The organism is Paraburkholderia sp. GAS206C (assembly GCF_050435645.1).
In the GTDB taxonomy this organism is placed as follows: domain Bacteria; phylum Pseudomonadota; class Gammaproteobacteria; order Burkholderiales; family Burkholderiaceae; genus Paraburkholderia; species Paraburkholderia phenazinium_B.
The window spans coordinates 279,698-301,166 of the sequence record NZ_JBNDKR010000003.1; the positions used below are offsets into that span (position 1 = coordinate 279,698).

A 21,469-nucleotide genomic window follows, 5' to 3' on the forward strand; every position below is an offset into this window, starting at 1 on the left:
ATTTCCATCATGTCCGATTCGCGTTTGTTATCTTCCCGTAATGTTAAGGGGTCGCTGGCGAGGAGAATCGGACTGGCAGTGATGGTCGGTCTGATCGCGTTCGCCACCGTTGCCTCGCTCGACGCCGAGGCGCGGCGCCTGGGTGGTGGGCGCAGCATCGGCCGTCAGCAGTCGAGCGCGATGCAGCGGCAAACCACGCCGCCGGCCCAATCTCCGCAGCAGGCACAGCAATCGGCACAAGCCGCCCAGGCGCAGCGCGCGCAACCGGCGCCGACGCCGGCCGCCGCACCTAACCGCTCGCGCTGGCTCGGGCCGATTGCGGGTCTGGCCGCTGGCCTCGGTATCGCCGCGCTGCTTTCGCACTTCGGGATGGGTGAGGCGTTTGCCGGCGCCATGGCCAATATGCTCGTGATAGCCGCCATCGCGATGCTGGCTGTCTGGCTGATCCGCCGTTTTGTGGGCCGCAAGCGCGATGCCGCAGCACCTGCCTATGCGGGCACAGCGCCCAGTTTGAACGCTGGACGTAACGGCTACTCGCAGGAGCCGAGCTTCACCGAGGCGCCGTCGGCGCAAAACGGCTTTTACCGCGAGCCGCAGGTCAATGCCGCTTCGGCTATGCTCGCGACGCCTGTCGTTCCCGCCGGTTTCGACTCGCAAGCGTTTGTCCGCAATGCGAAGGTCTACTTCGTGCGCCTGCAGGCCGCGTGGGACGTGGGCAACATCGCCGATATCCGCGAATTCACGACGCCCGAAATGTTCGCCGAAGTGAAGATCGACCTCGACTCGCGCGGGCCAGAGGCCACGCTGACCGACGTGGTGCAGTTGAACGCCGAGCTGCTGGGCGTTGAGGACCGCGGCAGTGAATATCTGGCCAGCGTGCGCTTCTCCGGCCTGATCCGCGAGAACTCGGGCGCGCCGGCCGAGCCGTTCGTGGAAATCTGGAACCTGTCGAAGTCAGGCCGCGCAGGGGAAGGGTGGTTGCTCGCCGGTATCCAGCAGGCGGGGATCGGTCAGGCCACCTCCGCGCATTGACGTGACGCGTTGCGCATTGGCTGTTCGGCCGACTAAGCCGCGAAGCGAACGGACGTTACAATAGGAACCCGCGCGGGCACATCGCCCGCGCGGGTTTTTTCTTGCCACTCTCAATGACCCTCGCCGCCAAGCCCTTCGCTGCTGCCGTCAATCACCTGCTCGCCCGCGAATCGTGGGCCCGCGAGCGCCTCGCCCCCTATGCCGGCAAGACCGCCCGGCTGAGCTGTCCGCCGGTCGTTCTGATGCTGCTCGTCCAGCCCGACGGCTATCTGGCCGCGGTCGACGAAACGCAAACGCAGCAGTTCGACGTCACCATCTTGGTGCCGCCCGAGGCGTTGCCGGCCTTTGTACAGGGCGGTCAGGCGGCGGTGATGAAGCATGTGAAGATCGAAGGCGACGCAGAATTCGCCACGGTGATCGCGAAGCTGGCCGAGCATCTGCGTTGGGAACCGGAGGAAGACCTGGCGCGGATGATCGGCGACGGTCCGGCCTGGCGGGTCGCCTCGGTGGCGCGCTCGGTCGGTGAGCATGCGCGCCGCACTGGGCGCAATCTGCTCGACTCGGTGGCCGAATACCTGCTCGATGAGAATCCGCAACTAGTGCGCCGCGCCGCGCTTGACGACTTCAATGCCGACCTCGCCAGCGCCCGCGATGCGCTGGCACGCGTCGAAAAACGTCTCGAGCGTCTTGAAAAGAAGGTCGAAGCCCGCGGCGCCAATGCGCCGGGCGGCGCCGCCACGTCGCGCGGCACGCGCTAGTCACCGGGCTCAACCATGCGTTTTCTGCGTTTCCTCAAAATTTTCTTTACGGTTATCCGCTTCGGTCTCGATGAGATGATGCTCAGCCGTATCAACGACCGCCGTGTGCGGTTGTTGCTGCGCATCACCACGATCGGCCGTAAGTTCGACCAGCCGCCAGGCGTGCGGCTGCGTCTCGCGCTCGAAAGCCTCGGGCCGATTTTCGTGAAGTTCGGCCAGGTGTTGTCGACCCGGCGCGACCTGCTGCCTGTCGATATCGCTAACGAGTTGGCCAAGCTGCAGGATCAGGTGCCGCCGTTCCCGTCCGAGGTGGCAATTGGGCTCGTCGAGAAGTCGCTGGGGGCGCCGGTCGACGTGCTGTTCGACGATTTCGAGCGGGTGCCGGTGGCGAGCGCGTCGATCGCGCAGGTGCACTTTGCCAAGGTGAAAGCCGGCCAACATGCAGGCAAGGCCGTGGCGGTGAAGGTGCTGCGCCCGAACATGCTGCCGGTGATCGACTCGGATCTTGCGTTGCTTCGCGATATCGCCGTATGGGCCGAACGCCTGTGGGCCGACGGCAAGCGTCTGAAACCGCGTGAGGTCGTCGCCGAATTCGACAAATACCTGCACGACGAGCTCGACCTGATGCGCGAGGCCGCCAACGGCAGCCAGTTGCGTCGCAATTTCGCGGGACTCGATCTGCTGCTGGTACCGGAGATGTACTGGGAGTTCTGCACACCCACCGTGCTGGTGATGGAGCGCATGGTCGGCGTGCCGATCAGTCAGGTGGAAACCCTGCGCGCCGCGGGCGTGGACATCCCGAAGCTGGCTCGCGAAGGCGTCGAAATCTTTTTCACGCAGGTGTTCCGCGACGGCTTTTTCCATGCGGACATGCACCCCGGCAATATCCAGGTCAGTCTCGATCCGGCGCACTTCGGGCGCTATATCGCGCTGGACTTTGGCATCATCGGCGCGCTGTCGGACTTCGACAAGAACTACCTCGCTCAGAACTTCCTTGCGTTCTTCAAGCGCGACTACCACCGGGTCGCCACGCTTCACCTCGAGTCGGGCTGGGTGCCGCCCACTACGCGTGTCGAGGAACTCGAAAGCGCAATTCGTGCAGTCTGCGAACCGTACTTCGACCGCGCGCTGAAGGACATTTCGCTGGGTCAGGTGCTGATGCGCCTGTTCTCCACGTCGCGCAGGTTCAATGTCGAGATCCAGCCGCAGCTCGTCCTGTTGCAGAAGACGATGCTGAACGTCGAAGGCCTCGGGCGTTCGCTCGATCCCGAACTCGATTTGTGGAAGACGGCCAAGCCGTATCTCGAACGCTGGATGAATGAGCAGATCGGCCTGCGTGGCTGGCTCGAGCGTTTGAAGATCGAAGCGCCGCAGTGGAGCAAAACGTTGCCGCAACTACCGCGGCTGATCCACCACGTGCTGGCGGAACGTCACGACAACCAGCGCGGCCCGGGCGACGACACGATTCGCCAGATCCTGCTCGAGCAGAAGCGCACCAACCGGCTGTTGCAAGGCTTGCTGATGTTCGGTATTGCGGTCGGCATTGGCGCGGTGGTGGCGCGGGCCTGGCTCGCACTAGTTTATGGTGGATAAAGTGGATCCGTTGAATCCAGCAGGCCCCGACTTCGCCACCCGCGATCCGAACTCGCCGGCATTCTGGGATGAACGCTTTGAACGCGGCTTTACGCCATGGGACCAGGCGGGCGTGCAGGCGGCGTTTCAGACCTTCGCGACGCGCCATCCCGAAGCCGCAGTGCTGATTCCCGGTTGCGGCAGCGCGTGGGAGGCGCTCTGGCTAGCCCGTCAGGGTCGCCGGGTGCAGGCGATCGATTTCTCGTCGGCTGCGGTGGCGACTGCGCGCTCACAGCTAGGCGCATACGCAAACGTCGTCGATCAGGCCGATTTCTTCTCCTGGCAGCCGCCCTTCACCCCAGGCTGGATGTATGAACGCGCATTTCTGTGCGCGTTGCCGAAGGACCGCCGCGCAGATTATGCGCAGCGCATGGCCGAACTTCTGCCGGCGCAGACTCTGCTGGCCGGCTTCTTCTTTCTGGGCGCGACCCCGAAAGGGCCACCGTTCGGAATCGAGCGCGCCGAACTCGACGCCTTGCTGAATCCGCATTTCGAACTGATCGAAGACGAGCCCGTCAGCGACTCGATGCCGGTGTTCGCCGGCCGCGAGCGCTGGCTCACCTGGCGCCGCCGCGCCTCGACGAGGACTTGATCCCACGTTGGGCGCCCCAATATGTGCCCGCGGTGGCTGCGTCGGCCGCCCACTCCTGAAAACCGGGGGTGGGAGATTGTTTGCGGCTATAATTCAAGGCTTTGCAAGCGTTTGCCAGATTAATGTAGGGAAAAGATCATGCCGATCTACGCGTATCGCTGCGAATCATGCGGCTTCGGGAAGGACGTGCTTCAGAAGATGAGCGACGCCCCGTTGACGAACTGCCCCGAGTGCGGAAAAGACACATTCCGCAAGCAGGTGACCGCAGCCGGGTTTCAATTGAAGGGTTCGGGCTGGTATGTAACCGATTTCCGCGGCGGCAACGGCGCGAAGAGCGCAGCGGCGCCGAGTGGCGCGAGCGGCGACAAGGAAGCCGCGCCCGTGAAGTCCGAGGGCGGCTCCGCCGACACCGGCTCGTCGGGCGGCTCGACCGAAAGCTCTACCAGCGCCGCAACACCTGCAGCGCCGGCGGCCGCACCGGCTAGCACCAGCGGCAACGGCTCCGGCAGCGCCTAGCTAGCGTTGCCGCCTCGACGAGGCGGCGCACTCGCCACAACCGGCCCGGCCGGCGTGGCTTTCTGGCGATACACATGACGACGAAAAAAGCGACGCTCAAATCGGTGTTCCTGACCGGCCTGCTGGTGCTGGTGCCGTTGGCCATCACGTTGTGGGTGCTCGGTCTGATTATCGGCACGATGGATCAGACGCTGCTGTTGCTGCCGGAGTCGTGGCAGCCGGAGCGCGCGCTCGGCTTCCGTCTGCCCGGCCTGGGCGCAGTGCTGACGCTGGCGTTTATCTTCATCGTTGGACTGTTGACGCAGAACTTCATCGGGCAGAAGCTCGTGAAGTGGTGGGAGTTGCTGGTCGGCCATATTCCGGTGGTCGGGCCGATCTACACGAGCGTCAAACAGGTGTCCGATACGTTGCTCTCCAGCAGCGGCAATGCGTTTCGCAAGGCCCTGCTTATCGAGTATCCGCGCAAGGGCTCCTATACGATCGCGTTCCTGACCGGGATTCCGGGCGGGGACGTGCTCAACCACCTGAAGGAAGATCACGTCAGCGTGTACGTGCCGACTACGCCGAACCCGACGTCCGGCTTCTTCCTGATGGTGCCGAAGAGCGAAGTGGTCGAACTTGATATGACGGTCGACGCTGCGCTCAAGTACATTGTCTCGATGGGCGTGGTGGCGCCATCCGCGCCACCGGCGCAGCAGGTGCGCCGCTCCACCATCGAACCGCCGATGTAATGCCGGCGCGCATTGTTTCAGTTTCATGAGCTGCGCGCCGTTCAACTAATGCAAAACGAAAGACAAACATCATGTCGATGCGATCTGAATACTGCGGTCTGGTGACCGAAGAACTGCTGGGCCAAACCGTGTCGCTGTGTGGCTGGGTGAGCCGTCGCCGTGACCACGGCGGCGTTATCTTCATCGACCTGCGCGACCGCGAAGGCCTCGTTCAGGTCGTGTGCGACCCCGATCGCGCGGAGATGTTCAAGACCGCTGAAGGCGTGCGCAACGAGTTCTGCGTGCAGATCAAGGGCGTCGTGCGTAATCGTCCGGAAGGCACGACCAACGCTGGCCTGAAGAGCGGCAAGATCGAAGTGCTGTGCCACGAACTGAACGTGCTGAACGCGTCGGTCACGCCGCCGTTCCAGCTCGACGACGACAACCTGTCGGAAACCACGCGTCTCACGCATCGTGTGCTCGACCTGCGCCGTCCGCAGATGCAGCACAACCTGCGTCTGCGTTACCGTGTTTCGATCGAAGTACGCAAGTATCTGGACTCGCTGGGCTTCATCGACATCGAAACGCCGATGCTCACGAAGAGCACGCCCGAAGGCGCGCGCGACTATCTCGTGCCGTCGCGTACCAATGCCGGCCAGTTCTTTGCTCTACCGCAGTCGCCGCAGCTGTTCAAGCAGCTGCTGATGGTCGCTAACTTCGACCGCTACTACCAGATCGTCAAGTGCTTCCGCGACGAAGACCTGCGCGCCGACCGTCAGCCGGAATTCACGCAGATCGACTGCGAAACCTCGTTCCTCTCGGAACAGGAAATTCGCGACCTGTTCGAAGCGATGATCCGTCACGTCTTCAAGGTGACGATCGGCGTTGAACTGGACGAGAAATTCACGGTGATGCAGTACTCGGAAGCCATGCGCCGCTTCGGTTCGGACAAGCCGGACCTGCGCGTGAAGCTCGAATTCACCGACCTGACCGACGCGGTCAAGGACGTCGATTTCAAGGTGTTCAGCACGCCTGCCAACACCAAGGATGGCCGCGTTGCGGCGCTGCGCGTGCCGAAGGGCAGCGAGCTTTCGCGTGGCGATATCGACAGCTACACGGAATTCGTGCGCATCTACGGCGCGAAGGGTCTGGCCTGGGTCAAGGTTAACGAAGTCGCCAAGGGCCGCGACGGTCTGCAAAGCCCGATCGTCAAGAACCTGCACGATGAAGCCATCAAGGCCATCATCGAGCGCACCGGTGCGCAAGACGGCGACATCATTTTCTTCGCGGCGGATCGCGCGAAGGTCGTCAACGACAGCCTCGGCGCACTGCGTCTGAAGATCGGTCATTCCGAATTCGGCAAGGCCAACGGCCTCGTCGAAACCGGCTGGAAGCCGCTGTGGGTGGTCGACTTCCCGATGTTCGAATACGACGAAGAAGAAAACCGTTACGTCGCCGCGCATCACCCGTTCACGAGCCCGAAGGACGAACACCTCGAGTATCTGGAAACGGATCCGGCCCGCTGCCTCGCCAAGGCCTATGACATGGTGTTGAACGGCTGGGAAATCGGCGGCGGTTCGGTGCGTATTCACCGCGAAGAAGTGCAGAGCAAGGTGTTCCGCGCGCTCAAGATCAATGCGGAAGAAGCACGCGCCAAGTTCGGCTTCCTGCTCGATGCGCTGCAATACGGCGCGCCGCCGCATGGTGGTATCGCGTTTGGTCTGGACCGCATCATCACGATGATGGCCGGCGCCGACTCGATCCGCGACGTAATCGCGTTCCCGAAGACGCAGCGCGCACAGGACCTGCTCACGCAGGCGCCGAGCGAAGTGGACGAGCGCCAGTTGCGCGAGTTGCACATCCGTCTGCGTCAGCCGGAAGCGAAGGCGTAAGGCTGCATGCTCACTGTCTGAGCGGCTCATCCAGCGGTTCAATGGGCCGCGGTCAAGCAAACGAAAAAGGCGCGGCACGCGCCTTTTTCGTTTTTTGCGTTACAGTCGGAGCAACGGGTGAAACAATAGCCCAGATAAAGCCGTCGACCGACATGTACCGCGCGCAGTACGCGCCTAGTCTTATCGCCATGCCGAAACCGCCGAAGATTCCCGAATCCGTACTTGTGGTGATCCATACGCCGGAATTAGATGTGCTGCTCATCGAGCGTGCTGATCGCGCGGGTTTCTGGCAATCGGTGACGGGCTCGAAAGAAACGCTCGACGAGCCGCTTGCCTCGACCGCTATACGCGAAGTGGCCGAGGAAACCGGTATCGTGATCGGCAGCTCCGCTGTGCCCCGCGAGGCGTTGTTGGACTGGCAGTATCAGATCGAGTACGAGATTTATCCGGTCTGGCGGCATCGTTACGCCGAGGGCGTGACGCACAACACCGAACACTGGTTCAGCCTCGAGGTGCCGCAGCGTTGCGAGGTGACGCTCGCGCCGCTCGAGCACACCGCGCACCTCTGGCTGCCGCATGAAGAAGCCGCAGAGCGCTGCTTCTCCTCGTCGAACGCCGACGCGATCCTGCAGTTGCCGCAGCGCCTGAAAAGGCGGCTCCGATGACGGCCGGCGGTTCGCGGCATTTCGAGCGGCTTCGGCAAACCCTGTTCGGTCGTCGTTACTGGTCGAAGTTCCGCTTCACCGCCGGTAACGAAGTCCAACTGTTCCGCTCCGGGGAGGCGTTTTTTACTTCGTTGATCGCGCGCGTCGATGCGGCGGAGAAAGACGTCGTTCTCGAAACCTACATCTTCTGCAATGACGACGCCGGCCAGGTGGTCAGTGCCGCGTTGCTGCGCGCCGCCGCCCGCGGCGTGCGTGTGCGCGTGATCACCGACGGCATCGGCACCGCCCGTCTGCCGATTTTCCACGACTGGCCTGAGCGCGGCATCGAGCATCGGATCTACAACCCGCATCTGTTTGGCCGCTTCGGTTTTTCGCGCACGCATCGCAAGCTGGCCGTGGTCGACGATCAGTTCGCGTGGTGCGGCGGCATCAATATCGTCGACGACTACGAGAACGACGGTGCGCGTTTGCCGTATCGGCGCTGGGACTTTGCGGTCGAGCTGCAGGGGCCGGTGGTCGCCGATGTCCGCGAGGCGTTCGAGAGCCAATGGCACCGGATCCGTTTCGGTCACCGTCCGGTCGAAGCGCTGCAGCCCGATTTCACCTTCAAGGACGACACCAGTTCCGGCGCACCGGCCCGCGGCCACAACCGCAGCGCCGATCTGCGCGGCGTTGGCGAACCCGCGGTGGCGTTCGTCGCGCGCGACAACCTGATCAACCGCCGCGCCATCGAGAAGGCTTACCTCACCGCGATCGGTCAGGCGCGCACCGAGGTGCTGCTCGCCAATCCCTACTTCATGCCGGGCCGCAAGCTGCGCCGTGCGCTGGTGTTCGCGGCGCGGCGTGAGGTGGACGTGAAGCTGATCATCGGGAGGAAAGAGTTTGCCGCGCTCGATTACGCAGTGCCTTTCCTGTACCGCTCGTTGCTGAAGGCCGGCGTGAAGATCGCCGAATACGAAAAGACGATGCTGCACGGCAAGGTGGCCGTTGTCGATTCGGCCTGGGGTACGGTAGGCTCATCGAATCTCGACGCGCTGAGTCTTATGCTGAACAACGAGGCCAACGTCGTGCTAGTGCATGACCCGCAAATCAAGGCGTTGCGCGAGGCGATCCTGACTGCCTTCGACGAGTCGCGCCGTATCGATATCGAGCACTACGAGGCCCGTCCCGCAGGCGAGCGTGCGCTGAACTGGCTGGCCTACAACACCTACCGCGTCGTGATGAAACTGCTGACGGTCGGCGGGTACGACTAGACCGGTTTTGCCGCAAGCAAGCTCGGGAACGGATGATGTCATTGCTCGACCGCGATGCTCTGGCGCTGAATGAATCATGCACGCGGTCGCCCCGAGGCCCAGGGCAAACCCGCCTGCCCGAACGTCCCCTGCGCGTCCATCGCGCCAAATCGCCCCGGGAGTTGCGACACGCGTCAAACCGGATCGCGCCGACAAGACAAACCCCTCTAAAAAAATCTCCCGCGTCCGATAGACGTATGACGCAAAATTGATGCTCCGGTTAGAAACCGGTTTCTAATAAAGTCCTTGTTTCGCGGACGGCAGCACTCAATAATAGTACGGCCGTTCGATTTTCTTTCGGTCACATAAGAACGGTAAAAACAGCTATGCGAAAAGGCGAACAAACGCGGGTCGCGATTCTCGATGCAGCACTCGATCTGGCAAGCCGCGACGGACTGGAAGGTCTGACGATAGGGCTGCTGGCCGAGCGCATGCAGATGAGCAAGAGCGGCGTGTTTGCGCACTTCGGGTCGCGCGAGGACTTGCAGGTTGAAGTGGTGCGCGAATATCACCGTCGTTTCGAAGACGAGGTGTTTTTCCCGAGTCTGCGTGAGCCGCGCGGCTTGCCGCGTTTGCGCGCAATGATCTCCCGCTGGATTGAGAAGCGCATCCAGGAAGTGACTACCGGATGCATCTACATCAGCGGTGCGGTCGAGTATGACGACCGCGCGGACAACCCGGTGCGCGAGCAACTGGTGTCGAGCGTGACGATCTGGCGTGCAGCGCTCACCCGGGCCATTTCGCAGGCAATGGAAGAAGGGCATCTGCGTGCGGACACGAACCCGCAACTGATGCTGTTCGAACTGTACAGCTTCACGCTCGGCCTGCATCACGACGCACGCTTCCTGCACTTACCGGATGCAGTGCCTCTGACCTGGGCCGCGCTCGAAAAACTGATTGTTTCGTATCAGAGCGAAAGCCGTTAGCAGGGCAGCCGGATCCGGCGGATCCAGCGGCGCTGAAAAGGTCCGGACACGGACTGGAGTTGACGGCCTGGCTCCTTGTCAAACTTTGGAGAGAGTCATGGGACAGTACGCCGCGCCGTTGCGCGACATGCAATTCGTGTTGCACGAGCTGCTTAATGTCGAAGATGAGATCAAGCAGATGCCGAAGCACGCAGATCTCGATGCCGATACGATCAATGCAGTGCTGGAAGAAGCCGGCAAGTTCTGCTCCGAAGTGCTGTTCCCGCTGAATCAGAGCGGCGACCAGGAAGGCTGCACGTACGTCGGCGACGGCGTCGTGACCACGCCGAAGGGTTTCAAGGAAGCTTATAAGCAATATGTCGAGGCTGGCTGGCCGGCACTCGGTTGCGATCCGGAATACGGCGGCCAGGGCCTGCCCGCGTTCGTCAACAACGCTCTGTACGAAATGCTTAATTCGGCGAACCAGGCGTGGACGATGTACCCGGGCCTGTCGCACGGCGCGTATGAATGCCTGCATGCGCATGGCACGCCGGAACTGCAGCAGACGTATCTGCCCAAACTCGTCTCCGGTACGTGGACCGGCACGATGTGTCTGACCGAGCCGCATTGCGGCACGGATCTCGGCATCCTGCGCACCAAGGCCGAACCGAACGTCGACGGCTCTTACTCGATCAGCGGCACCAAGATTTTCATCTCCAGCGGCGAACACGACCTCGCGGAGAACATCGTTCATCTGGTGCTCGCGCGTCTGCCGGATGCACCGAACGGTACCAAGGGCATTTCGCTCTTCATCGTACCTAAGTTCGTGCCGAACGAAGCCGGCGAGCCGGGCGAACGCAATACCGTGAAGTGCGGTTCCATCGAACACAAGATGGGCATCCACGGTAACGCCACCTGCGTGATCAATCTCGACAACGCCAGGGGCTGGCTGGTCGGCGAGCCGAACAAGGGCTTGAACGCCATGTTCGTGATGATGAACGCCGCGCGTCTGGGCGTCGGCATGCAGAGCCTTGGGCTGACCGAAATCGGCTATCAGAACTCGCTGACTTACGCGAAAGAGCGTCTGCAGATGCGTTCGCTGACCGGCCCGAAGGCGCCTGAAAAGGCCGCTGACCCGATCATCGTGCACCCGGACGTGCGCCGCATGCTGCTCACGCAGAAGGCCTACGCCGAAGGCGCGCGCGCTTTCTCGTACTGGTCCGCGCTGCATATCGACAAGGAACTGTCGCACGCCGAAGAATCGGTGCGCAAGGATGCCGCCGACCTCGTCGCGCTGCTCACGCCGATCCTGAAAGCGTTCCTCTCGGACAACGCGTTCGAGAGCACCAACCACGCCATGCAGATTTACGGCGGTCACGGCTTCATCGCCGAGTGGGGCATGGAGCAGTACGTGCGCGACGCGCGCATCAACATGATCTACGAAGGCACCAACGCGATCCAGTCGCTCGACCTGCTCGGCCGCAAGGTCCTCGGCGACATGGGCGCGAAGATGAAGAAGTTCGGCAAGCTGGTGACGGAGTTCGTCGAAGCCGAAGGTATCAAGCCGGAAATGCAGGAGTTCGTGAACCCGCTCGCCGACATCGGCGACAAGGTGCAGAAGCTCACCATGGAAATCGGCATGAAGGCCATGCAGAACCCGGACGAAGTCGGCGCCGCGGCTGTACCGTATCTGCGCACCGTCGGCCATCTGGTGTTCTCGTACTTCTGGGCCCGCATGGCGCGCATCGCCCTGGACAAGGAAGCGTCCGGCGATCCGTTCTACAAGGCCAAGCTCGCCACCGCGCGCTTCTACTTCGCCAAGCTGCTGCCGGAAACGGCCATGACGATTCGCCAGGCACGCGCCGGTTCGAAGTCGTTGATGGACGTCGAAGAGTCGCTGTTCTAAAGCCACATCACGGCAGGGCCGCGCGTGCCTGAAACGCGTGGCCCTGCCGCCAGCCACACATTGCGAAGCCCGCGTGCACCGCGCGCGAAACCCACGCAAACATTACGCGACACCCGCATAACTCCCCCGGAGGAACGACGTGAGCAATCTGATCATTCGCAAGGTAGCCGTGCTCGGCGCCGGCGTGATGGGCGCGCAGATCGCTGCGCACCTGATCAACGCCAAGGTGCCTGTGCTGCTGTTCGACCTGCCCGCCAAGGAAGGCCCGAAGAACGCGATCGCACTGAAAGCGATCGAGAATCTGAAGAAGCTGTCGCCGGCGCCGTTTGGCGTGAAGGAAGACGCGCAATACATCCAGCCTGCCAACTACGACGACGACATCGAGAAGCTCGCCGAGTGCGATCTCGTGATCGAAGCAATCGCCGAACGGATGGACTGGAAACACGACCTGTACAAGAAAGTCTCGCCGCATATCGCGTCGAACGCGATTTTCGCGAGCAACACGTCGGGTCTGTCGATCACCGAACTGTCGCAAGGTTTCTCGGATGAACTGAAGTCGCGCTTCTGCGGCGTGCACTTCTTCAATCCGCCGCGATATATGCATCTAGTCGAGCTGATTCCGACCGCGGCGACGCGTCCGGAAATTCTCGATCAGCTCGAAACGTTCCTGACGAGCGTGGTTGGCAAGGGCGTCGTGCGTGCGAAAGATACGCCGAACTTCATCGCCAACCGGGTGGGCATTTTCTCGATCCTCGCGGTCATCACCGAAGCGGCGAAGTTCGGCCTGCGTTTCGACGAAGTGGACGATCTGACGGGTTCGCGTCTGGGCCGCGCGAAGTCGGCAACGTTCCGCACCGCCGACGTGGTCGGTCTCGACACGATGGCGCACGTCATCAAGACGATGCAGGACAACCTGAAGGACGACCCGTTCTTCCCGGTCTACGAAACACCGGCCGTGCTCGCCGAACTCGTGAAGAAGGGTGCGCTCGGTCAGAAGACCGGCGGCGGCTTCTACAAGAAGGAGGGCAAGGCGATCAAGGTGCTCGATCCGAAGACGGGCGAGTATGTCGACGGCGGCGCGAAGGCCGACGAACTGGTGGGCCGCATCCTCAAGCGTCCGCCGGCAGAGCGCCTGAAACTGCTGCGTGAATCGCAACATCCGCAGGCGCAGTTCCTGTGGTCGATCTTCCGCGATGTGTTCCATTACATCGGTGTGCATCTGGAGTCGATCGCCGACAACGCACGTGATGTCGATCTGGCCATCCGTTGGGGTTTCGGCTGGAACGAAGGCCCGTTCGAAGGCTGGCAGACGGCCGGCTGGAAGCAGGTCGCCGAGTGGGTGCAGGAAGACATCGCCGCAGGCAACGCGCTGTCGAGTGCGCCGCTGCCGTCTTGGGTGCTCGAAGGTCCGGTTGCCGAGAAGGGCGGCGTGCATACGAACGAAGGTTCGTGGTCGCCGGCTTCGAAGTCTTTCGTGCCGCGTTCTTCCTTGAGCGTCTATGACAAACAGGTGTTCCGTGCGCCGCTGGTCGGCGAGACCGGTGCCGATCCGAAGACTTACGGCAAGACGCTGTTCGAAACCGATGCGGTTCGCGCATGGGTCGACGATCGTGCGGGCGAGGACGACGTCCTGATCGTCTCGTTCAAGAGCAAGATGAACACGATTGGACCGTCGGTAATCGATGGCCTCACGCAAGCAATTGAACTGGCCGAAAAGGAATACAAGGGCCTCGTGGTGTGGCAGCCCACGTCGCTGAAGCTCGGTACGCCGGGCGGTCCGTTCTCGGCAGGCGCGAATCTGGAAGAGGCGCTGCCTGCGTTCATGACGGGTGGCGCGAAGGGTATCGAGCCGTTCGTGCAGAAGTTCCAGCAAGGCATGCTGCGCGTGAAGTACGCGAACGTGCCGGTGGTTTCGGCTGTGTCGGGCATCGCGCTCGGCGGCGGTTGCGAACTCGTGCTGCAAAGCGCGAAGCGTGTGGCGCATATCGAGAGCTACATCGGTCTGGTGGAAGTCGGCGTGGGTCTGGTTCCCGCTGGCGGCGGTCTGAAGGAAGCGGCGCTGCGCGCAGCGGAAGCGGCGACGCAGGCTGGTGCCACCAACGATCTCCTGAAGTTCGTGCAGAAGTCGTTTGAAAACGCCGCGATGGCGAAGGTCTCGGCCTCCGCGCTCGACGCCCGTGCAATGGGTTATCTGAAGCCGTCCGACACGATCGTCTTCAACGTGTTTGAGCTGCTCGATGTGGCGAAGAAGGAAGCGCGTGCGCTGGCCGCGGCCGGGTATCGTCCGCCGCTGCGTGTGACGCAGGTGCCGGTCGCAGGCCGCTCGGCGATTGCGACGATCAAGGCGTCGCTCGTCAATATGCGCGATGGCCGTTTCATTAGCGATCACGATTACCTGATCGCGAGCCGTATCGCCGAAGCCGTGTGCGGCGGCGATGTCGAAGCGGGCAGCCTGGTGGACGAAGAATGGCTGCTGAAACTCGAGCGCCGTGCGTTCGTCGATCTGCTCGGCACGCAGAAGACGCAGGAACGGATCATGGGCATGCTGCAAACCGGCAAGCCGGTGCGTAATTAACGCGCGACGATCGCCCGCATAAATCGCATGGGGCCAGAGTAAGCGCTAAAGCGCTAACTCTGGCCGACATAGGAGCTCTTCAAATGACAAAGCAATTGCAAGACGCATACATCGTCGCCGCGAGCCGCACGCCGATCGGCAAGGCGCCGCGCGGGATGTTCAAGAACACGCGCCCCGACGAACTGCTGGTGCACGCGATCAAAGCGGCCGTGGCGCAGGTGCCCGGTCTCGATACCAAGGTGATCGAAGACGCCATCATCGGCTGCGCAATTCCAGAAGCGGAACAAGGGCTGAACGTGGCGCGCATGGGTGCACTGCTTGCCGGTCTGCCGAATACGGTGGGCGGCGTCACGGTGAACCGTTTCTGCGCGTCGGGTCTGACGGCGCTGGCGATGGCCGCCGACCGCATCCGCGTCGGCGAATCCGACGCGATGATCGCCGGCGGCTGCGAATCGATGAGCATGGTGCCGATGATGGGCAACAAGCCGTCGATGTCGCCGCACATCTTCGATCGCAGCGAAGACTTCGGCATCGCCTACGGCATGGGCCTGACCGCCGAGAAGGTCGCCGAGCGCTGGAAGATCAGCCGCGAAGCGCAAGACCAGTTCTCGGTCGAATCGCATCGCCGCGCCATCGCCGCGCAGCAGGCCGGCGAGTTCAACGACGAAATCGCCGCCTACACGATCACCGAGCGTTTCCCCGATCTCGCCACCGGCGAAGTGAAGGTGAAGACGCGCGAAGTCGCGCTCGACGAAGGTCCGCGCGCGGACACGTCGCTGGAAGGTCTGGCCAAGCTGCGTACTGTCTTCGCCAACAAGGGTTCGGTGACGGCCGGCAACAGCTCGCAGACCTCGGATGGCGCGGGCGCGCTGATCGTGGTGTCGGAGAAGATGTTGAAGGAGTTCAACCTGACGCCGCTCGCGCGTTTCGTCAGCTTCGCCGTGCGCGGCGTGCCGCCGGAAATCATGGGCATCGGTCCGAAGGAAGCGATTCCGGCTGCGCTGAAGGCCGCGGGTCTGAAGATCGAAGACCTGGACTGGATCGAGCTGAACGAAGCGTTCGCCGCGCAGTCGCTGGCGGTGATCCAGGACCTCGGTCTCGATCCGTCGAAGATCAACCCGCTTGGCGGCGCGATTGCACTGGGCCATCCGCTCGGCGCGACGGGCGCGATTCGTGCGTCGACAGTGGTGCACGGCCTGCGCCGTCGCAACTACAAGTACGGCATGGTCACGATGTGCGTCGGCACAGGGATGGGCGCAGCGGGCATCATTGAGCGTCTGTAATCGTGTACGCACAGGTCCTTTGAAGACCTCAGAACGGTTCGTAAGCCCTGAGGCCTGCGAACCGTTTTTTCATTCAGCCGCATCACAGCCGCATTACCGCCTCGACAGGCAGTGTTGCGCAGCACTGAGCGGGACTAACAGGAGATGACGATGGACATTCTGGTCGAGCGCGCCAACGGCGTGCTGACGATTGCCTTCAACCGGCCGGACAAGAAGAACGCGATTACGGCCGCCATGTACCAGACGATGGCCGACGCGCTGGTCGAAGCGCAGGGCGACACGTCCGTGCGGGCGATCCTGTTTCGCGGCAGCGTCGGCATTTTCAGCGCCGGCAACGATCTGGAAGATTTCATGAAGACGCCGCCGATGGGCGAAAGCGCGCCGGTGTTCCAGTTCCTGCGCGCGATCAGCTCGGCGGAGAAACCGGTGGTGGCGTCGGTGGCGGGCCCGGCGGTGGGGATCGGCACGACCCTGTTGCTGCATTGCGACCTGGTGTATGCCGCCGATACAGCGACGTTTTCGCTGCCGTTTGCGCAACTTGGGCTGTGCCCGGAAGCGGCTTCGAGCCTGCTGTTGCAGCGCGTCGCCGGCTATCAGGCCGCAGCGGAAAAGCTGCTGCTGGGTGAAGCGTTCGACGCGCGCGAAGCTCAACAGATGGGCTTCGTGAACCGCCTGCTACCGGCCGCGGAAGTCGATGCATTCGCGCTCGAACAAGCGGTCAAGCTGGCGGCACTGCCGGCTTCGTCGTTGCGTGTGACGAAGTCGCTGATGAAGCGAGCGAGCCACCACGAACTGCAAACGCAGATGTCCGATGAAGCCGTGCACTTCGGCAAGATGCTGCTCGCGCCGGAAGCGCGCGAGGCGTTCAAGGCGTTCTTCGAAAAGCGCAAGCCGGATTTCCGGCAGTTCGACTGAGCAGCAACAGGCAACGGGCTTACGTCGGCGCAAGCGTGTCGTAGTCGACGTAACCGGCCTCGCGGCAAAAGCTCACCAGCCGTACGCCGGCCTGGCGTGCAATCGCAATCGCCAGCGACGACGGCGCCGAGATGGTCGCCAGCATCGGCACGTCGACGCGCGCCGCCTTGCGCACCAGTTCATAGCTCGCACGGCTCGACAGAAACACAAAGCCATCCTTGGTATCCGCCCGGTCGAGCACCAGCTGCCCGATCAGCTTATCCAGGGCGTTATGACGGCCCACATCCTCGAACGCAAGGCGGATGGCGCCTTCCGCGTCGCACCATGCCGCCGCGTGCAGGCCGCCCGTCAGTTTGGTCAGGGCCTGATGCGCAGGCAGCTCACGTGCAGCGCGGGCAATCGCATCCGGTGCGAGCCGCTGCAGAAAACCGGTGTCAGGCACGCGCTCCGGCTTCAGATCCAGCAGATCGATGCTTTCGATCCCGCACACGCCGCAGCCAGTCCGGCCCGCGAGCGCGCGGCGCTTTTCCTTCAGCTCGACGAAGGCCTGTTGCACGACCTGCAATTGCACTTCGGCATGCGGCATTTCGCCGTCATGCAGCTCCACCTCGATGTCCTGGATATCGCTGCCGCGCTCCACGATCCCTTCCGAAATCGAGAAACCGACCGCGAACGCCTCCAGATCGCGCGGCGTGCACATCATCACCGCATGCGAAATGCCATTGAAGACGAGCGCTACGGGCCACTCCTGACCGACGTGGTCAATGACCGTTTCCACCGCGCCGCCGCGGTGGCGGCGCACCTGGCGCTCGACAGCGCCCGGTTGATCCGCCGTTTCAAGTTCGTTCAAAACCCTGACTCCTAGACCGATGCGGCGCGCGGGGAACTGTCCCTTGGCCCAGCCTGGCCGGGCCGCCGCCGCACGAATAAGGTTCTAAAATACCTCAAGCGGGCGTTGTGCGTTGGCCCGCCACCAAAGAGGACACTGTCATGGGACTCAACGAGGCGCCGCTCCTGTTCAACTTCGAAGTCGAGTCTTCGGAAGATCTGACCTACATCCCGATGGCGGTGCGCTTCAATCTCGACCGCTTCGGGCTGCGCATTTCGCTCGCGCAGTGGCAGATGCTGCCACACGAAGACCGCAAGCTGCTCGCGCGTTTTCCGGTCGAAGAGGACGCCAGCATCGAGCCGAACTTCGATCATGCGCTGTTCGAAATGCTGCGCACGCACGCCAACGTCGAGCCTGAATGGTTCACTCCCGAGGACGCCCCCCCGTGGCGTCGGACCAACGCCGTGCCGGAGGGCGTGATGCACCAGGTGGCACTCGCCAGCCTGCACGCCCCGAGCACCGACCAGTGGGCCACGCTCGAGCCGTTCAAACGCTACGTGCTTACCAAGCTGTCGCGCAAACCCGAAGCGAACCACGACTTTGTACCCGCCATGAAAGAGTTTGGTCTGGCCGGCTAGTCGTCCCCGCCCCGCAAATATTTTTGCATCGCACCCTCAAACTGTTCCGATTCGTTGCCGTTATCCAAGGGTTGGCGCGTAAAAAGACCCCGCAGAGGCAAGAACAAGCACGTGCTGCATACGCATTCATGCGCACGGACCTCAGCGCACTCCCGCCTGCAGAACGAATAACGTTCGGAACCCATGACTCCTTTCCTATCGAGGCGGTTACTGATCAATCTGGCAGTCGTCGCCGCAGCGGTCGGCGCGAACGCGTTTGTCGCCTACACGCAGATCTGCGGCCAGCGCGATGCCGACGTGCGCACGCTCCGCTCGACTGACATCCGCCAGAATCTCGACGCCTATCGTTCGGCGCTCGATGACGGCCTCGCGACGCTGGGTCGCTTCGAGGCGACCGGGCGGCCCGGACCGGCCGATGCGGCGTCGGTGATGTCGGCTTCGCTCGCCGGGCTCGAGCACAGGCTCGCGGCGGAACTCGCCGACGAACCGGCCATGGCCGCCACACTGGGCAAGCTGAGTAGCGAGAGCCGGACACTGCAGCAGGAAATCGCGGCCGCACTGGCGCTGGCTCAGGCGAGCGGCCCGGACGAATCGCGAGCATGGGCGGCGTCGGCCTACACGCAGCTCGGCATGGAACTGGATCACGTGGAAACGGCGCTGGCAGCGTTGCGGCAGCAGGAAAACCGCGCCTTGCAGGTGTCGCTGGCGGAATCGCACCGGCGTACGCAGCACGCGATGCTGCTGCTGATCGTCACAATGTTGGCCGGTTGCTCGCTACTGATCTTCACGTTCGGCGCACGTGAAAGCGCGGCGCGCGAGCGGCTGCGGATGGCCAAGGCGCTGTACCGCAACGACGAACGCTTTCGCGGCCTGTTCGACACCCATCCCGTGCCGATGTACATCTTCGATCGCGAGACGCTGCGTTTTCTCGCGGTCAACGCGGCAGCCGTCCAGCAATACGGCTATTCGGAGAGCGAATTCCTTGCAATGACGGTCCGCGCGATCCGTCCGAACGGCGAGATCGGCCGCCTCGAGTCGCATCTGTTGCGCAGCGACGATGGCCCCAACCAGGGCCGCACGATGGCCGGCGTCTGGCATCACCGGCGCAAGGACGGCTCGACGATCAGCGCCGACATCTCGTATCACTCGCTGACCTACATGGGCCGCCCCGCGATCTTCGTGCTGGCCGATGACGTCACCGAGCAGATCAATGCCGAAGCCGAGGCACAGCGCTCGAACCAGATGCTCGAAACGGTGATCGACAATATTCCTCAGCGGATTTTCTGGAAGGATCAGCAATCGCGTTATCTGGGCTGCAACATGGCGTTTGCTCGCGATGCCGGGCTGGCGTATCCGGAGCAGGTGGTGGGCAAGACCGATCACGATCTGCCCTGGCGCGCGCTGGCCGATCAGGTGCAGGCGCACGACGTCGAAGTGATCACCACCGGCGTGCCAAAGATGAACTTCGAGGCCGACCTGGTGATCGACGGCGTGCATCGCACCACAGTGACGAGCAAGCTGCCGTTCACCGATAGCGACGGCCGTGTGATCGGTGTGCTCGGTTCTTACACCGATATCACCGAGCGCAAGCGCGCCGATCTGGCGCTGCGTCTGCAAAGCCGCGCGCTCGATGCGAGCGTCAACGCCATTCTGATCACCGGGCCGACCGAGACGGGCAATCTGATCGAATACGTGAATCCGGCGTTCAAGCGCATCACCGGCTACGATCCGGCCGAGGTGATCGGCCAGGACTGCCGCCTGCTGCAACGCGACGACCGCGATCAGGAAGGGATTTCGGCGATCCGCCAGTCGCTTGCGGCCAATCGCGAAGTGAGCGCGGTGCTGCGCAATTACCGCAAGGACGGCGCGCTGTTCTGGAACCAGCTGTTTATCGCGCCGGTGCCGAATCCGGATGGCGAGACCACGCATCACATCGGCGTCATCAACGACGTCACCGACCTGATGCGCTATCAGGAGCAGCTCGAATACCAGGCGAACTACGACAGCCTGACCCGGCTGCCCAACCGCAATCTGCTGCGCGACCGTCTGCAGCACGCCCTGATCGTCGCCCGACGCCACCACAAGGGTGTCGCAGTCGTGTTTATCGATCTGGACGGCTTCAAGAACGTCAACGACAGCCTCGGACACAGCGTCGGCGACCGGCTATTGGGCGTCGTCGCCGAGCGCCTGGCGCGCTGCGCCCGCGCGAGCGACACGGTGGCACGGCATGGCGGCGACGAATTCGTGATCGTGATGACCGACACCGTTGACGAGCAGTCGCTGATTGCGTGGATGGAGCGCGTGCGTGCGTCGATCTCCGAGCCGGTGTGGCTCGACGGCACGGAACTGTACGTGGGCTGCAGCATGGGCGCGAGCCTGTTCCCGCAGGACGGCGACGACACCGAAACCCTGATGAAGAAGGCCGACCTCGCGATGTATCGCGCGAAGGACATGGGCCGTAACAACTTCCAGTTCTACCAGCCGGAGATGAATGTGAGCGCCGGCGCGCGGCTGAGTCTTGAACGACGTCTGCGGCGCGCCTTGCGCGATAACGAGTTCCTGCTGCACTACCAGCCGCAGGTGGATATCGTGACCGGACAGATCGTGGGCATGGAGGCGCTGGTGCGCTGGCGCGACCCGGAGGTGGGGCTGATCCCGCCGTCGTCGTTCATTCCGGTGGCGGAGGAGTGCGGACTGATCGGGCCGTTGTCCGAGTGGGTGATGCGCGAAGCGTGCCGCCAGAACAAGGCCTGGCAGGACGAGGGCTTGCCGCCGGCGCGCGTCTCGGTGAACCTCTCGGCCCGGCAATTCCAGCATCACGATATCGCCAAGGTGGTCACGCAGATCCTCGCGGAGACTGGACTCGAGCCGCAATACCTCGAACTTGAACTCACCGAAAGCACCATCATGCGCAACGCCGAAGAAGCGGTGTTGATGCTCAACTCGCTGCACGCACTGGGCATTGGGCTCGCCATCGACGACTTCGGCACCGGTTATTCGAGCCTTAGCTATCTGAAGCGCTTTCCGGTGGACCGCCTGAAGATCGACCGCTCGTTTGTGTCGGACATCGGCACGTCGGGCGACGACGAGACGATTACGTCGGCCATTATCGCGCTCGCGCATTCGCTGAACCTGCAGGTGATCGCCGAAGGCGTGGAGACATCGGAGCAACTCGATTTTCTCAAAGAGCGCGCCTGCGACGAAATGCAGGGCTACTTCTTCTCGAGACCGATGCCGACCGACGCGATTCCTGCCTTGCTGCAGGCTGGGGCGGCGGCGATGGTGGCGTAGGGGCAAAAATCCAGTTTACTGGATTTATTTTCCATTAA

17 protein-coding genes are annotated in these 21,469 nt (G+C 62.8%); 16 read left to right on the plus strand and 1 reads right to left on the minus strand.

What is annotated here, in order from left to right; translation table 11 throughout:
* Window positions 1-9 precede the first annotated feature (9 nt).
* The 14 genes from P3T20_RS09610 (at window position 10) to P3T20_RS09675 (ending at window position 16,673) form a co-directional block, all read left to right on the plus strand.
* Window positions 10-1,032, plus strand: a complete 1,023-nt coding sequence (locus P3T20_RS09610) for a Tim44 domain-containing protein (RefSeq protein ID WP_074263360.1) — start codon at window positions 10-12, stop codon at window positions 1,030-1,032.
* 113 nt (window positions 1,033-1,145) lie between these two features.
* A complete protein-coding gene (locus P3T20_RS09615) occupies window positions 1,146-1,790 on the plus strand; it encodes a ubiquinone biosynthesis accessory factor UbiJ (RefSeq protein ID WP_074263361.1) in 645 nt (214 codons plus the stop codon).
* Window positions 1,791-1,805: 15 nt separating this feature from the next.
* Complete coding sequence (ubiB, locus tag P3T20_RS09620; protein WP_074263362.1) at window positions 1,806-3,383, plus strand: ubiquinone biosynthesis regulatory protein kinase UbiB; 1,578 nt, start codon at window positions 1,806-1,808, stop codon at window positions 3,381-3,383.
* Complete coding sequence (locus P3T20_RS09625; protein WP_074263363.1) at window positions 3,373-4,014, plus strand: hypothetical protein; 642 nt, start codon at window positions 3,373-3,375, stop codon at window positions 4,012-4,014. The genes ubiB and P3T20_RS09625 overlap by 11 nt, the downstream gene beginning before the upstream one ends.
* 138 nt (window positions 4,015-4,152) lie before the next feature.
* Entirely contained in the window at window positions 4,153-4,530 is a 378-nt protein-coding gene (locus P3T20_RS09630) for an FmdB family zinc ribbon protein (RefSeq protein ID WP_074263364.1), read from the plus strand.
* 74 nt (window positions 4,531-4,604) lie between these two features.
* Window positions 4,605-5,261: a DUF502 domain-containing protein gene (locus tag P3T20_RS09635; RefSeq protein ID WP_074263365.1), complete on the plus strand. Its 657-nt coding sequence runs from the start codon at window positions 4,605-4,607 to the stop codon at window positions 5,259-5,261.
* Window positions 5,262-5,332: 71 nt separating this feature from the next.
* A complete protein-coding gene (gene aspS, locus P3T20_RS09640; protein WP_074263366.1) occupies window positions 5,333-7,132 on the plus strand; it encodes an aspartate--tRNA ligase in 1,800 nt (599 codons plus the stop codon).
* Between the two features lie 188 nt (window positions 7,133-7,320).
* Entirely contained in the window at window positions 7,321-7,797 is a 477-nt protein-coding gene (gene nudB, locus P3T20_RS09645; RefSeq protein ID WP_074265924.1) for a dihydroneopterin triphosphate diphosphatase, read from the plus strand.
* Between the two features lie 41 nt (window positions 7,798-7,838).
* Entirely contained in the window at window positions 7,839-9,050 is a 1,212-nt protein-coding gene (gene clsB / locus P3T20_RS09650; RefSeq protein ID WP_429286976.1) for a cardiolipin synthase ClsB, read from the plus strand.
* 365 nt (window positions 9,051-9,415) lie between these two features.
* Window positions 9,416-10,015, plus strand: a complete 600-nt coding sequence (locus P3T20_RS09655) for a TetR/AcrR family transcriptional regulator (RefSeq protein ID WP_074263368.1) — start codon at window positions 9,416-9,418, stop codon at window positions 10,013-10,015.
* A gap of 97 nt (window positions 10,016-10,112) precedes the next feature.
* Window positions 10,113-11,900 (plus strand): acyl-CoA dehydrogenase C-terminal domain-containing protein, encoded by a 1,788-nt coding sequence (locus P3T20_RS09660; protein ID WP_074263369.1) that lies wholly within the window; start codon window positions 10,113-10,115, stop codon window positions 11,898-11,900.
* 139 nt (window positions 11,901-12,039) lie between these two features.
* Window positions 12,040-14,475, plus strand: coding sequence for a 3-hydroxyacyl-CoA dehydrogenase/enoyl-CoA hydratase family protein (locus tag P3T20_RS09665; RefSeq protein WP_074263370.1), 2,436 nt, complete (start codon window positions 12,040-12,042; stop codon window positions 14,473-14,475).
* 83 nt (window positions 14,476-14,558) lie between these two features.
* Window positions 14,559-15,758, plus strand: coding sequence for an acetyl-CoA C-acyltransferase (locus tag P3T20_RS09670; RefSeq protein WP_074263371.1), 1,200 nt, complete (start codon window positions 14,559-14,561; stop codon window positions 15,756-15,758).
* 144 nt (window positions 15,759-15,902) lie between these two features.
* The gene (locus P3T20_RS09675; RefSeq protein WP_074263372.1) at window positions 15,903-16,673 is read left to right on the plus strand and encodes an enoyl-CoA hydratase; all 771 of its coding nucleotides are present in this window, start codon (window positions 15,903-15,905) and stop codon (window positions 16,671-16,673) included.
* A 19-nt stretch (window positions 16,674-16,692) separates the two neighbouring features.
* Here the strand turns inward: P3T20_RS09675 and fdhD are convergent, their stop codons facing one another.
* The gene (fdhD, locus tag P3T20_RS09680) at window positions 16,693-17,523 is read right to left on the minus strand and encodes a formate dehydrogenase accessory sulfurtransferase FdhD (protein ID WP_429286778.1); all 831 of its coding nucleotides are present in this window, start codon (window positions 17,521-17,523) and stop codon (window positions 16,693-16,695) included.
* A gap of 140 nt (window positions 17,524-17,663) precedes the next feature.
* Between fdhD and P3T20_RS09685 the strand changes: the two genes are divergently transcribed.
* On the plus strand, window positions 17,664-18,140 hold the full coding sequence (locus tag P3T20_RS09685) for a nitrate reductase associated protein (protein WP_429286779.1): 477 nt from the start codon (window positions 17,664-17,666) through the stop codon (window positions 18,138-18,140).
* A 183-nt stretch (window positions 18,141-18,323) separates the two neighbouring features.
* Window positions 18,324-21,431 (plus strand): sensor domain-containing protein, encoded by a 3,108-nt coding sequence (locus P3T20_RS09690; RefSeq protein ID WP_429286780.1) that lies wholly within the window; start codon window positions 18,324-18,326, stop codon window positions 21,429-21,431.
* The last annotated feature ends 38 nt before the right edge of the window (window positions 21,432-21,469 follow it).

Excerpts from the sequence above, each read along its gene's own strand:
- P3T20_RS09610 (WP_074263360.1), top strand. The coding sequence starts at position 10 with ATGTCCGATTCGCGTTTGTTATCTTCCCGTAATGTTAAGGGGTCGCTG.
- P3T20_RS09625 (WP_074263363.1), top strand. The coding sequence starts at position 3,373 with ATGGTGGATAAAGTGGATCCGTTGAATCCAGCAGGCCCCGACTTCGCC.
- P3T20_RS09675 (WP_074263372.1), top strand. The coding sequence starts at position 15,903 with ATGACGATGGACATTCTGGTCGAGCGCGCCAACGGCGTGCTGACGATT.
- P3T20_RS09660 (WP_074263369.1), top strand. The coding sequence starts at position 10,113 with ATGGGACAGTACGCCGCGCCGTTGCGCGACATGCAATTCGTGTTGCAC.
- aspS (WP_074263366.1), top strand. The coding sequence starts at position 5,333 with ATGTCGATGCGATCTGAATACTGCGGTCTGGTGACCGAAGAACTGCTG.
- P3T20_RS09630 (WP_074263364.1), top strand. The coding sequence starts at position 4,153 with ATGCCGATCTACGCGTATCGCTGCGAATCATGCGGCTTCGGGAAGGAC.
- P3T20_RS09670 (WP_074263371.1), top strand. The coding sequence starts at position 14,559 with ATGACAAAGCAATTGCAAGACGCATACATCGTCGCCGCGAGCCGCACG.
- P3T20_RS09655 (WP_074263368.1), top strand. The coding sequence starts at position 9,416 with ATGCGAAAAGGCGAACAAACGCGGGTCGCGATTCTCGATGCAGCACTC.
- P3T20_RS09635 (WP_074263365.1), top strand. The coding sequence starts at position 4,605 with ATGACGACGAAAAAAGCGACGCTCAAATCGGTGTTCCTGACCGGCCTG.
- P3T20_RS09685 (WP_429286779.1), top strand. The coding sequence starts at position 17,664 with ATGGGACTCAACGAGGCGCCGCTCCTGTTCAACTTCGAAGTCGAGTCT.
- nudB (WP_074265924.1), top strand. The coding sequence starts at position 7,321 with ATGCCGAAACCGCCGAAGATTCCCGAATCCGTACTTGTGGTGATCCAT.
- ubiB (WP_074263362.1), top strand. The coding sequence starts at position 1,806 with ATGCGTTTTCTGCGTTTCCTCAAAATTTTCTTTACGGTTATCCGCTTC.
- P3T20_RS09615 (WP_074263361.1), top strand. The coding sequence starts at position 1,146 with ATGACCCTCGCCGCCAAGCCCTTCGCTGCTGCCGTCAATCACCTGCTC.
- P3T20_RS09690 (WP_429286780.1), top strand. The coding sequence starts at position 18,324 with ATGACTCCTTTCCTATCGAGGCGGTTACTGATCAATCTGGCAGTCGTC.